The following is an 11,922-nucleotide window of genomic DNA, read 5'->3' as shown; positions in this document are numbered from 1 at the left end:
CCCCCCCACCCCACCCCCCGGCGTTTGACCCGGCCCCCACCACCCGGATGGCCCCCTCCGCGGCTCTCCTCAGCAGCATGGACGCCAGTACGAGGGTGGAACCGCGCACTCCCGGGGAATCAACCCGTCAACCTTTCACCGTTCACCCACCGCGCGCCGGCTCCGGCCACCCCCACCACGGCGCCCGGTCACTCCCCCCACCCCTGGAGGCCATCCATGCTGCGTGGCATCGACGTCAGCTCCTACCAGTCGACGTTCGACACCGACGGGCTCTCCTTCGTCTTCATAAAGGCGACGGAGGGCCGCTCGTACGTCAACCCCCGCCTCACCGCCCAGACCAAGCTCGCCCGCGACGGCGGCTGCGTCGTCGGCTACTACCACTTCCTGTGGCCCGGCAACATCACCGCCCAGGCCGAGTACTTCGTCGCCAAGGCCCCGGAGAAGAAGGGCGACATCCTGGCCGTCGACTGGGAATGGACGGGCGACCACACGGCGGCGAGCAACAGCGAGAAGGACCGCTTCATCAGAGAGGTGAAGCGGCTGCGCCCCAGCCATAGGGTGATGTTGTACTGCAATCGCGACTTCTGGCTCAATAAGGACACCACGTCCTATGCGGGCGACGGCCTCTGGATCGCCGACTACGTATCGGCGGGCAAGCCCCGTATCCAGGCGAAGTGGCGCATCCACCAGTACACGTCGACGCCGCTGGACAAGAACGTGGCACAGTTCGCGAGCGAGGACGCGATGCGGGACTGGGCCACGCCGTAGCCCTCCGGAGCACGGTCATCGCTTCCCGCGTCCCGGATGTGGACACGGACCCGGTCAGCGCGTGCTTCGACCGCCCGGGGCGGGTGGAGCGGCACGGCGGGCGGTGGAGCGTGCGGACCGCGGGGCGCGGGCTGCGTGGCGCGGGCTGCGTGGCGCGGGCTGCGTGGCGCGGGCTGCGTGGCGCGGGCTGCGTGGCCCCGATGACGACGCGCGAAGGGGCCGCCCCCGGTGCCGGGGGCGGCCCCTTCGTCTCGCGTGGGCCGGTCGTGCCGGGCCGCGCGCGGGCGCTACTTGTTCAGGCTCGCCCAGAACTCGTCGAAGGAGAGCAGCTTGTCGCCGTCCGCGTCCTTGGACTTGATGATGGCCTCGGCGACCGACTCGGTGACGTTCCAGTCCCCCATCTGCGCCATGGCCGTCTTGTACTCCGCAGCCGTGATGAATCCGTCGCCGTCCGCGTCGAACCGATCGAACGTCTTGCGTGCCTCATCTATGTCCGCCACCGGGTCCGCCCCTTCGTTGTGCAGTACTGACGGGGGTCAGGGTAACGGCCGCCCCGTGAGCCGGCCGCAGCGAGTACGGCCCTGGCCTGCGGATCGGTGGCGTCAGCGGAAGATGCCCGTGTGGCCGAGGGAGTAGCGGCCCGGCTGGGGGTAGACCGCCAGGCCGTGGGGGCCGCCCCCGACGGGGACGCGGGCGAGCTGGACGCCGGTGCGGGTGTCGATCGCGTACACCTCGGAGTCGTAGCGCCCCGACAGCCAGAGGATCTTGCCGTCCGCGGAGACGCCGCCCATGTCGGGGCTGCCGCCGTCGGGCAGGTGCCACTTCTTGGTCACCTTGTTCCTGGTGAAGTCGAAGACCGACACCGTGCCCTCGCCGCGGTTGGAGACGTACATCTCGCGTGAGTCCCGGCCGACGTACAGGCCGTGGCAGCCCTTGCCGGTGGGCAGCAGCTTCGGCTTGCCGAAGGTGTCGCCGTCCAGGACCCACATGCCGTCGGCCATCATGTCGGCGACGTAGAACCGCTTGCCGTCCGGGGAGATCTTCACGTCCTGCGGCATGGCGCCCTTGAAGGGCAGCTTCTGCTGGCCGACGACCTTCATCTTCTCGGTGTCGACCTTGAGGAGTTCGCCGGAGAACTCGCAGGAGACGATGAAGTACCTGCCGTCGCGGGAGAAGTCGGCGTGGTTGACGCCGTAGCAGCTCACCGGTTCGGTCTTGACGCGCTTCATCGTGTGCGGGTCACGGAAGACGAGCTCGCGGTCGAGCGAGGCCATCACGACCGCGTACTTCCCGTTGGGCGTGAAGTAGAGGTTGTACGGGTCGTGCACCTCGACGGGCTTGCCCGCCTTGCCGGTCTTGGGGTCGATGGGTGTGAGGGTGTGGCCGCGGTTGTTGTTGACCCACAGCGTCTTCATGTCCCAGGAGGGCACGACGTGCTGGGGCTGGACGCCGACCTTGATCGTGTCGATCACTTCGTACGTCTTGGGGTCGATCACCGACACCGTGTTGGAGTTGGTGTTGGGGACGTAGACGCGGGAGGGGAAGTCCTTGACCACCGGTGAGAGCTTGTTCGGCCGGTCGGCGGCGTAGACGTCCTTGGGGTCGAGTACGGGCGGCATGCCGGGCAGGCCCTTGACCGGCTTCGGCCGTGCGGGCTCCGGCGGGACCTTGGTGGCGGGGGCCTTGTTCTGCCGGTCGCCCTGCTCGGTGCCGCAGCCGGCGAGCAGGGCGGCGACGGCGGCCCCGGCGGCGAGAAGCGCGGCGGTCCGGCCGCTCAGAGACGTACCGGGACGGGTGCGGGTGCGGGTGGACATCAGGTCAGCAGCTCCGTGGTCGTGACGGCGCGCAGGCCGCGGCGGTGAAGGTCATCGAGGACGGCGGGCAGCGCGGCGACCGTGTCCGCGTACCCGAAGTGCAGGCTCACCACGGAGCCGGGGCGGGCCCCGGCGGCGACGGTGCGGGCGACGGCCGGGGCGCCGGGCGAGGTGAAGTCAAGGGAGTCGACGTCGTACGACAGGACGTGCGGATAGCCGGCACGGCGCGCGAGGCGGGCGACGAGCGGGCTCGCCCGGCGGGCCCGCGAGGGCCGGAACCAGTTGCCGATGCCCCCGGTGAGCCGGCGGAGCCGGTCCGCGCAGCCGGTGATCTCCGCGTACGCCGCCGCCTCGGGCAGCGCGTTGATGTCGCGGTGGTTCAGGGTGTGGTTACCGAGGTCGTGGCCGCCGTCGAGGACCCGGCGGGCCAGGCGCGGGTGGGCGTCGAGCCAACTGCCGACGGCGAGGACGGTGACCCGGGCGCCCGCGCGTTCGGCCTCGGCGAGCACGGCGCGCGCGGTGCCGGGGTCGCCCTGGCCGTGGAAGGTGAGCGCGATCTCGGGGCGGCCGCGGGGGCTGTGGGAGATCTGTACGGGCAGGCCGGGGAAGCCGCGGGGTCCCGGGGCGGGGCCGCGGGTGGCGGGGGTGCCGGTGGGTTCGCGGGCGGCGGCGGGGCGGGAGGCCGCCTTCGGGGTGCAGCCCGCGGCCGCCGCGCCCGCGACGGCGGCGAGGGCGGCCGCCGTCCGCAGGGCCGCTCGGCGGTCGGTGCCGTGGGTGCCGTCGGTGCCGTCGGTGCGCTCAGTCACGCGGACCATTTAATGGCGGTTTACTCAGAAAGCTGCTGATTGACCGGTTCGGAGGCGTTTACGGGTCGGCTGGACTGGACCAAGTAAGGGTGCCCACACCTTTCCTATCGCGTCACGTAGTCGCTGTTCAGCCATCGTTTAGAAGGCTAGTGCTCTATCTCACCAAGGATTCACCTCTAAACTGTACGCTTCTGTCCAGAAATGCCCGAGTTAGGGTTTTTGGATCAGCGGTCCCTGTCTGCCATAGTCGACGCAGCGACCCCCATTGACCCGGGCTCGGTCGTCTTTGCGGCCGTGGACCACACCCCATTTCGTTCACGGCCCCGCCCGAAGGCCCCCGACAGCGCCGCACCCACGGCCCCGGGGGCTTTCGCGTACACACAGGCAAATGCACACAGGCAAATGCACACAGCCAGCACCGGCAGCCCGGCGGCGGCGGGCGTCAGCGGTCGTGGATCCGCATCTCGAACCAGGTCGTCTTGCCCCGGGGCAGCAGGTCCACGCCCCAGCGGTCCGCGAGCTTGTCGACGAGGAAGAGGCCGCGGCCGCTGACGTCGAGCTCATGGACGGGCATCAGACAGGGCAGCCCGCGCGAGGGATCGCGCACCTCGACCCGGATCCAGCCGCGCCGCCGCAGCGTCCTGAGGCCGAACACCCGGGCCCCGGTGTGCCGCACGGCGTTGCCGACGAGTTCGGACACCAGGAGCACGACATCCTCGGTGATCTTGGGCGAGAGGCCCCAGTGGCGCAGGACGACCACCTGCGCGAGCCGGCGGGCGATGGCGGCGGATTCGGGGCGCGAGGGCAGCGGCACTTCGGCGTCGGTGGGGTTGCCGAACAACTCCAGGGCCTTCAGGGCGTGTTCGTCCTCCACCGCCGGAGACCAGCGCGCCACGGTCACACCCGTGCGCTTCCGCGGCTGTTCGACACCCTCCTGCCCCGCCATGCCCCCATGATGGCCGCACCGCGACCGCGGCGGGGCCGTTCCGACGGAATAAGCCCCCCGGAAGCTACCATTCCGGGGGGCTGTGCAGGCATATGCCTACGGCAGTTCAGGCCTGGTCACACCCGCCTTCACCTGCGATGACCTCACGCTCACAGATGATCACGGAGCGGTTGAAACCCGGTCGCCTTAAGGTTCTCTTAAGGTTGCCGTAAACCGCCCCTTCGAGGGACACTTTGGCTGACTGCCTCTCAACTGACTTGAAATCAGCGGAACTTCGCCTTACCGGGGCCGTCCTCCACGAAGCTGCGCATGCCCCGCTCACGGTCCTCGGTGGCGAACAGACCTGCGAACCACGTGCGTTCGACCGCGAGTCCGGTGTCGATGTCCGCCTCCAGGCCCGCGTCCACCGCCTCCTTGGCGGCCCGCAGCGCGAGCGCCGGGCCCTTGGCGAGGCGTGCGGCCCAGGCGTGCGCCTGCTCGTACACCTCGGCGGCGGGCACCACCCGGTCCACGAGGCCGATGGTGAGCGCCTCGTCGGCCTTGACCTGCCGGCCGGTGAAGATGAGGTCCTTGGCCTTGGCGGGGCCCACCAGGCGCGGCAGGCGCTGGGTGCCGCCCGCTCCCGGGATCAGGCCGAGCAGGATCTCGGGCTGGCCGAGCTTGGCGTTGTCGGCGGCGATGCGGAAGTCGGCGCACAGCGCCAGTTCGCAGCCGCCGCCGAGCGCGTAGCCGGTGACGGCGGCCACGACCGGCTTGGGGATGCGGGCGACGGCCGTGAAGGAGTCCTGCAGCGCCCGCGACCGCACGATCATCGCCGTGTGGTCCATGGCCTGCATCTCCTTGATGTCCGCCCCGGCCGCGAACACCTTCTCGCCGCCCCAGAGCACGACGGCGCGTACGTCGTCGCGGTCACTCACCTCGGCGGCGAGGTCCTTGAGGCGGTCCTGGAGCTCGATGTCCAGGGCGTTCATGGGCGGGCGGTCGAGGCGGACCGTGCCGACGCCGTCGACTACTTCGAGATGCACAGTTGTCATGCGGGGCACGTTAGCGGGCGTTCACGCAGAACGACCCGGTGCACTGCGTCACAGTGCGCCGGGCCGTTCCTGAAGCCGCCTGCCGGGACCTGCCGTGCGGACCCGACCGCCGGGACCTGCCGTGCGGGCCCGGCAGCCAGGGTCTGCCGTGCCGACCCTAGGCCTTGGCCTTCCACTTCTCCCAGGACATGTTCCAGCCGCTGTAGCCGTTGTCCGGGGCGATGGTCCTGTCGTTGGAGTTCTTCACCACGACGACGTCGCCGACCATCGAGCGGTCGAAGAACCAGGCGGACGGCACCTTCTTGTCGTAGCCGCCGCGGACGTCCTGGAGGCCGATGCAGCCGTGCGAGGCGTTGTAGTTGCCGAACGCGCCGCCGCCCCAGTAGTTGCCGTGGATGAACGTGCCGGACGTGGAGAGGCGCTGGGCGTGCGGCACGTCCTTGATGTCGTACTCGCCGCCGTAGCCCACGGTCTCGCCGTTCATCCGGGTCACCTCAAGACGCTCACTGATGACCATCTGGCCGTTCCACGTCTCGTAGCCGGGCTTGCCGGTGGTGACCGGGATTTTCTTCAGGACCTTGCCGTCGCGTACGACGGTCATCTTCTTGGTCTTGACGTCGACGGTGGAGACCTGGCTGCGGCCGATCTCGAAGCTGATGGTCCTGGCCTGCTCGCCGTAGACGCCGGGACGGCCCTCGACGCCGTCGAGGTCGAGCTTCACGGTGACCTTGGTGCCGGGCTTCCAGTACTTCTCCGGGCGGAAGTCCAGGCGGTCGTTGCCGAACCAGTGGCCCTCGACGGGCACGGAAGGATCGGTCGTGATGCGGATCGCCTTCTCCACGGCTCGCGGGGCGGTGATGCCGCGGGTGAAGCGCACGGAGAACGGCATTCCGACGCCGACCTTCGTGCCGTCCTCCGGCGTGAACTGGCCGGTGAAGGTGTTCTCGGGCACGAGCGTGGTGAACGTCGAGTCCTTGGCGGCGGTGCGCCCTTCGGAATCCTTGGCGATCGCGTGGACCTTGTACTCCGTACCGGAGGCGAGGTGCTTCGCGGGCATCCATTTCGCGCCACCGGAAGTGATCTTTCCGGGTACGGTCCTGCCCTTCGGGCCCTTCACCGTCACCTCGGTGAGCTTGCCGTCGGCGGCGGATATCTTCAACGCGCCACTGGTCGCCACGGCCTTGGAGCCGTCCTTGGGGGCTATCGTGACGACGGCCTGTGAGGGCTTGTCGGCGTCCGCCTTGCCCTTGCCGCCATCGCTGTCGCCGTCGGATCCGCCACCGCCGCACGCGGTCACGAGCAGCAGCGTCGCCCCGGACGCGGCCGCGAACAGTGTCCTGGCGCCCCGCCGCCGCCCGCGCTTTCGCGCGTGGGCCGACGCCCCCGATATCGGTCGCCCGTTCAAGATTTTCTCCCCTCGCACGGCCCGATGAGGCCCGCACTCCAGTGCTCCGGCGCGGTGGTCGAGAATGAGCCGACTCGCGCACTGCGCCAGATAACCACAGGGCCCGGAGCGATGACTCCCCGCCAATGTCACCGTTCCGTTCCAACTGTGTTCATGGTGCGGGCCCGTGGCCTTCAGGGGCGGTTCGCGCGGGGCTTCTTGTCGCCCTTTTACCTTTCTACGGCTTTAGCCGCTTTCTTTGCGGCCTGCTTTCCCGTCTTCCACTCCTCCCAGGCCATGTTCCAGCCGCTGAGGCCGTTGTCGGGAGCGACTTTCTTGTCCTTGCTGCGGACGACCTCGACGACGTCGCCGACCAGGGAGCGGTCGAAGAACCAGCCCGCCGGTGTCTTTTGGCTGCCGCCCTTCACGTCGCGCAGTCCCACGCAGCCGTGGCTGACGTTGGTCTTGCCGGGGGCGTCCGGCGCCCAGTAGTTGCCGTGCAGGAAGGTGCCCGAGGTGGTGAGGCGCATCGCGTGCGGCACGTCGGGGATGTCGTACTCGCCGCCGAAGCCGACGGTGCGGCTGTTCATGCGGGTCACTTCCAGCATCTCGGTGACGACCATCTTGCCGTTGTACGTGGGGGTCTTCGGGGCGCCCGCGGTGATCGGTACGGTCGAGATCAGCTTGCCGTCGCGGCGCACCTGCATGGTGTGCTCGGCGGCGTCGACCAGGCTGACCTGGCTGCGGCCGATGGTGAAGGAGAACGTCTTGTCCTGGAGGCCGTAGACGCCGGGCGCGGCCCGTACGTCCCGCAGGCCGAGGTCGACGGTGACCTCGGTGCCCGGCTTCCAGTACTTCTCGGGGCGGAAGTCAAGACGGGTGGAGCCGAACCAGTGCGGGCGGATCTCGACGCCCGGCTTCGCGGTGACGCGCACGGCGCGCTGGACGGCCTTCCTGTCGGCGACCTCACGGTTGAACTCCAGTGAGACGATCATTCCGGTGCCGACCGTGGCGCGGTTCTCCGGCGCGACGTAGGCGATGAAGCGCTCATCGGGGACGAACGTGGTGAACGTCGTGTGCCGTGCCGTGCGCCGCCCGTGGCCGTCGAGCGCGACCGCGTCCACGGTGTACTTCGCGGCGAGCGCCAGCGGCCCGCGGACCACCGGGCGCCAGGTCGTGCCGTCCTCACCGATGCGCCCGGGCACCTCCGTCTCCCGCGCGTCCTGGGACCGCACCACCCGCACCGACTCCAGGCGTCCGGCGGGCACCCGCACCTCCAGGCGCTCGTGCGCGCGCACGTTCTTGTCGCCGTCGCCCGGCGTGACGCGGATGGCGTCGGCGGGCCTCGGCGGCTTGCCGAGGAGCCCGTCGAACTCCGTGCCGGTGCACCCCGCGGCCCCGAGCGCCAGTCCTGCCCATGCCACCGCTGCGGCCAGCGCGGCCCCTGCGCGCCGAGCGCGCCTCGTTGCCTGTCTCACGTGGGTCCCAACGACCGTGCCCGCCCGGGGAAACGTGAGTGCGACGCACCGGGTGGGCAGAACAGACAGAAGGACGCCGTGCGGGCAGCCGCGGCCGGGACGCCGCGCGCCCTCTTCCCGCGCGTCCACCGGCCCGAGCCGCGGGAGGCTGAACGGTGTCGAGCGCAGCCGAGCACAAGGCAGTGCAAGGAGCGCGTGCCCTTGGCCGCGACCGGCCGGACGGCGGCCCTGCCACGGCGGGAGCGAGCAACGGGGGGCGCGGCGCACGCCATCGGCAGGCCCCCGCGCGGACGGTGTGGCCGGGGGCGCCGACACCGCTCGGTGCCCGGTTCCGGGTGGGGCCCGAGGGTGTGGCGGGCACCAACTTCGCGCTGTGGGCGGGGGGTGCGGAGGCCGTCGAGCTGTGTCTGTTCGACGACGCCGACGACGACGCGGGCGACGGTCACCCCCAGGGGAACGGGGGCCGTCCCGGTGGCGCGACGGTCGAGACCCGCTGCCCGCTGACCGAGCTCACCCACGAGATCTGGCACGGCTTCGTGCCGGGCGTGCTGCCGGGGCAGCGGTACGGCTTCCGGGTGCACGGCCGCTGGGACCCGTGGACCGGCGCCCGTTTCAATCCGGCCAAGCTGCTGCTCGACCCGTACGCCCGCGCGGTCGACGCGGGCACGGGCAACGACTACGGCGTGCTGCCGCCGGAGGTGTACGGCCATGTGCGGGACTGGCCGCAGCAGCACGTCGCCGACACCGTGCGCGACGACCGCGACTCGGCCCCGTACGTGCCCAAGGGTGTCGTGGTGCACGACGACGCGCCGGACGACGAGTGGTGCGACGACCGGCGCCCGAAGACTCCGTGGGCGGACTCGGTCATCTACGAAGTGCACGTACGCGGCTTCACCAAGCTGCATCCCGGGGTCCCCGATGAGCTGCGCGGCACCTACGCCGGGCTCGCGCACCCGGCGGCCGTGGAGCATCTGGTGCGGCTCGGCGTGACGGCCGTCGAACTGCTTCCCGTGCACCAGTTCGCGCACGAGGACCATCTGCTGCGGCGGGGCCTCAGGAACTACTGGGGCTACAACTCGATCGGCTACTTCGCCCCGCACGCGGCGTACGCGGCCTCCGGCACCCGCGGCCAGCAGGTCGGGGAGTTCCGGCGGATGGTGCGGGCGCTGCACGAGGCCGGTATCGAGGTGATCCTGGACGTGGTCTACAACCACACGGCCGAGGCGGGCGAGCTGGGGCCGATGCTGTCCCTGAAGGGCATCGACAACCGCGGCTACTACCGCCTCCAGGACGACGCCCGCCGCTACGCCGACTACACGGGCTGCGGCAACACCCTGCACGTCGTGCAGCCGCAGGTGCTCCGCCTGATCACCGACTCGCTGCGGTACTGGGTGTCGGAGATGGGCGTGGACGGCTTCCGCTTCGACCTGGCCGCGGCGCTCGCGCGCTCCTTCCACGACGTCGACATGCTCTCGCCGTTCCTCGCGGTCATCGCGCAGGACCCGGTCCTGCGCCGGGTGAAGCTGATAGCCGAGCCGTGGGACGTGGGCTCCGGCGGCTACCAGGTGGGGGCGTTCCCGCCGCTGTGGACGGAGTGGAACGACCGGTACCGGGGCGCGGTGCGGGACTTCTGGCGGGGCGCGCTGCCCGACGTGCGGGACCTCGGCTACCGCCTGTCCGGGTCGAGCGACCTGTACGCGTGGGGCGGGCGCCGCCCGTACGCGTCGGTGAACTTCGTGACGGCCCACGACGGCTTCACCCTGCGTGACCTGGTCTCGTACGAGCGCAAGCACAACGAGGCCAACGGCGAGGGCAACAGGGACGGCTCGGACGACAACCGGTCCTGGAACTGCGGCGCCGAGGGCGAGACGGCCGACGTGGAAGTGCTCGCGCTGCGGCGGCGGCAGTTGCGGAACCTGCTGACCACACTGCTGCTCTCCACCGGCGTGCCGATGCTCGTCGCGGGCGACGAGATGGGCCGCACGCAGCGCGGCAGCAACAACGCCTACTGCCAGGACAACGAGGTCGGCTGGGTGGACTGGGGGCTGCGCGACGAGCCGGAGTGGCGGACACTCCTTGATCTGACGTCCCGGCTCATCGCGCTGCGGCACCGGCATCCGGTGCTGCGGCGCCGTGCCTTCTTCTCCGGCCGTGCGCACTCCGCGGACGGACTGCGGGACCTGGCGTGGTTCACGGCGCGGGGCACGGAGATGACGGAGGCCGACTGGTACGCGCCCGCGGCCACGCTCGGCATGTATCTGTCCGGCCGTGACATCCCGGGGCGGGACGCGCGCGGGGCGCCGGTGACGGACGACAGCTTCCTCGCCGTGCTGCACGCCGCGGGCCGCCCGCTGGACTTCGTGCTGCCGGGACCGCCGTGGGCCGCGGCCTACGAAGTGCTCGTCGACACCTGTCTGGAGGAGCAGGCCCGGGCGCCGGAGACACTGCTCGCCGCGGGGGCGGCGGTGAACCTGGCCCCGCGGTCGGTGCTGCTGCTGCGGGCGGTGCCCGGGGAGTGCGGTGCGTGAGGTGTCCGCGCCGGGAGCCCGTCGGCTCCTTTTGACGTTTATTCAGGTCCGTACCAAGTATTGCCCGTGGCTCGGACGCGGACGAAGCTCACCGCATGGACCTGGAGTTGCGGCACCTGAGGACGATCCGGGCGATCGCCGACGCGGGCAGCCTCACCAAGGCCGCCACCGCGCTCGGGCTCGCACAGCCCGCGCTCAGCGCGCAGTTGAAACGGATCGAGCGGGCCCTGGGCGGTGAGCTGTTCGAACGCGGCAGGTTCGGGGTGCGGGCCACCGCGCTCGGCGAGTTCGTGCTCGCGCGGGCCCGCATCGTGCTGCCCGCGGTCAGCGGGCTCCAGGAGGAGGCCGAGCGGTTCAACCGGGTGTGGCAGGACCAGCGCGGATTCCGGCTCGGTGCCACGCACGGGCCGCTGCTCGGCGGCCTGGTGGACCGGCTCGCCGCCGCGTACCCGGACCGTCCCGTGTCGACGTACACCACCTGGTCGGAGCGGGACATCGCCGGGCAGGTCGCGGCTGCCCGGCTCGACTTCGCGCTGATCGGCACATGCGGGGCGAGCACGCCGCCGGAGAGCGAGCGGCTCGTGTGGCGCGAGGTGGCGCGGGACCCGGTGTTCGTCATGCTGGCCACCGGGCACCGGCTCGCCGGTGCCGCGCAGATCGAGTTGGCCGAGCTGGCCGACGAGGCGTGGGCGGACGTGCCGGGCGACGGGTGCTTCGGGGACTGCTTCACCGCCGCGTGCGCGCGGGCGGGCTTCACCCCGGCGTCGGTGTACGAGACCGACACCACGTCGTGCGTCCATCTGGTGCAGGTGGGGCGGGCGGTGGGGTTGTGCCGGGCCACGTTTCCGCCCACGGCGGGGATCGTGACGCTGCCGCTCGCCGGGGCACCGCTGTACTGGCGGCATCTGCTCGGCTGGCATCCGGAGACGTACGCCCATGACACCGCGGCCGCCGTCTTCGCCCATGCGCTGGCAGCGCATGCCGAGGCGGCCGCGCGGAGCGAGAGTTACTCGGCTTGGCTTGCCGCGCCGGGGACCCCTGCGCCCGGGTCCGGCGTGGAGCGGCACCCTTAGCGGCACCCTCGGGGACACCGCCGCTGTGTCCGTGGCGCCGCGCACCCGGTTCCATAACACCGCGGCAGGGGGGCAACTGGCATCTACTGAG

General features: G+C 71.0%; 10 protein-coding genes. 3 read left to right on the top strand and 7 right to left on the bottom strand.

All coding sequences use genetic code 11. From position 1 onward, the window contains the following. Positions 1–216: 216 nt before the first annotated feature. Positions 217–768 carry a glycoside hydrolase family 25 protein gene (locus IG78_RS0137555; RefSeq protein ID WP_030572997.1) on the top strand — a complete coding sequence of 184 codons (552 nt, stop codon included), beginning with the start codon at positions 217–219 and terminating at the stop codon, positions 766–768. A gap of 287 nt (positions 769–1,055) precedes the next feature. Here IG78_RS0137555 and IG78_RS0137550 read toward each other — a convergent pair whose 3' ends face one another. The 7 genes from IG78_RS0137550 to IG78_RS0137520 all read right to left on the bottom strand — a co-directional run bounded on the left by IG78_RS0137550 (position 1,056) and on the right by IG78_RS0137520 (position 8,230). Next, the gene (locus tag IG78_RS0137550) at positions 1,056–1,268 is read right to left on the bottom strand and encodes an EF-hand domain-containing protein (RefSeq protein ID WP_030572995.1); all 213 of its coding nucleotides are present in this window, start codon (positions 1,266–1,268) and stop codon (positions 1,056–1,058) included. A gap of 102 nt (positions 1,269–1,370) precedes the next feature. Then, positions 1,371–2,582 carry a YncE family protein gene (locus IG78_RS0137545; protein ID WP_051853366.1) on the bottom strand — a complete coding sequence of 404 codons (1,212 nt, stop codon included), beginning with the start codon at positions 2,580–2,582 and terminating at the stop codon, positions 1,371–1,373. Then, complete coding sequence (locus IG78_RS0137540) at positions 2,582–3,397, bottom strand: polysaccharide deacetylase family protein (RefSeq protein ID WP_051853364.1); 816 nt, start codon at positions 3,395–3,397, stop codon at positions 2,582–2,584. Before IG78_RS0137540 ends, IG78_RS0137545 begins: the two co-directional genes overlap by 1 nt. A gap of 433 nt (positions 3,398–3,830) precedes the next feature. Next, entirely contained in the window at positions 3,831–4,334 is a 504-nt protein-coding gene (locus tag IG78_RS0137535; protein ID WP_030572989.1) for an ATP-binding protein, read from the bottom strand. Positions 4,335–4,597: 263 nt separating this feature from the next. After that, a complete protein-coding gene (locus tag IG78_RS0137530; RefSeq protein WP_030572988.1) occupies positions 4,598–5,368 on the bottom strand; it encodes an enoyl-CoA hydratase/isomerase family protein in 771 nt (256 codons plus the stop codon). Between the two features lie 157 nt (positions 5,369–5,525). Then, entirely contained in the window at positions 5,526–6,773 is a 1,248-nt protein-coding gene (locus IG78_RS0137525) for a L,D-transpeptidase (protein WP_030572985.1), read from the bottom strand. Positions 6,774–6,982: 209 nt separating this feature from the next. After that, positions 6,983–8,230, bottom strand: coding sequence for a L,D-transpeptidase (locus tag IG78_RS0137520; RefSeq protein ID WP_030572980.1), 1,248 nt, complete (start codon positions 8,228–8,230; stop codon positions 6,983–6,985). 155 nt (positions 8,231–8,385) lie between these two features. Here IG78_RS0137520 and glgX point away from each other — a divergent pair, with 155 nt between their 5' ends. Both glgX and IG78_RS0137510 read left to right on the top strand, forming a co-directional pair. Beyond that, entirely contained in the window at positions 8,386–10,758 is a 2,373-nt protein-coding gene (gene glgX, locus IG78_RS0137515; protein ID WP_030572978.1) for a glycogen debranching protein GlgX, read from the top strand. Between the two features lie 95 nt (positions 10,759–10,853). Next, the gene (locus IG78_RS0137510) at positions 10,854–11,831 is read left to right on the top strand and encodes a LysR family transcriptional regulator (protein WP_030572976.1); all 978 of its coding nucleotides are present in this window, start codon (positions 10,854–10,856) and stop codon (positions 11,829–11,831) included. Positions 11,832–11,922: the final 91 nt, after the last annotated feature.

Origin of the sequence: Streptomyces aureocirculatus, assembly GCF_000720475.1 — a bacterium.
In the GTDB taxonomy this organism is placed as follows: Bacteria; Actinomycetota; Actinomycetes; order Streptomycetales; family Streptomycetaceae; genus Streptomyces; species Streptomyces aureocirculatus.
The sequence above is the reverse complement of the archived record's forward strand: the minus strand, read 5'-3'. Positions and strand labels throughout refer to the sequence as shown.

What these genes read in the sequence shown, in the direction of transcription:
- IG78_RS0137510 (WP_030572976.1), top strand. Translation starts at nt 10,854, where the DNA reads ATGGACCTGGAGTTGCGGCACCTGAGGACGATCCGGGCGATCGCCGAC.
- IG78_RS0137545 (WP_051853366.1), bottom strand. Translation starts at nt 2,582, where the DNA reads ATGTCCACCCGCACCCGCACCCGTCCCGGTACGTCTCTGAGCGGCCGG.
- IG78_RS0137535 (WP_030572989.1), bottom strand. Translation starts at nt 4,334, where the DNA reads ATGGCGGGGCAGGAGGGTGTCGAACAGCCGCGGAAGCGCACGGGTGTG.
- IG78_RS0137540 (WP_051853364.1), bottom strand. Translation starts at nt 3,397, where the DNA reads ATGGTCCGCGTGACTGAGCGCACCGACGGCACCGACGGCACCCACGGC.
- IG78_RS0137530 (WP_030572988.1), bottom strand. Translation starts at nt 5,368, where the DNA reads ATGACAACTGTGCATCTCGAAGTAGTCGACGGCGTCGGCACGGTCCGC.
- IG78_RS0137555 (WP_030572997.1), top strand. Translation starts at nt 217, where the DNA reads ATGCTGCGTGGCATCGACGTCAGCTCCTACCAGTCGACGTTCGACACC.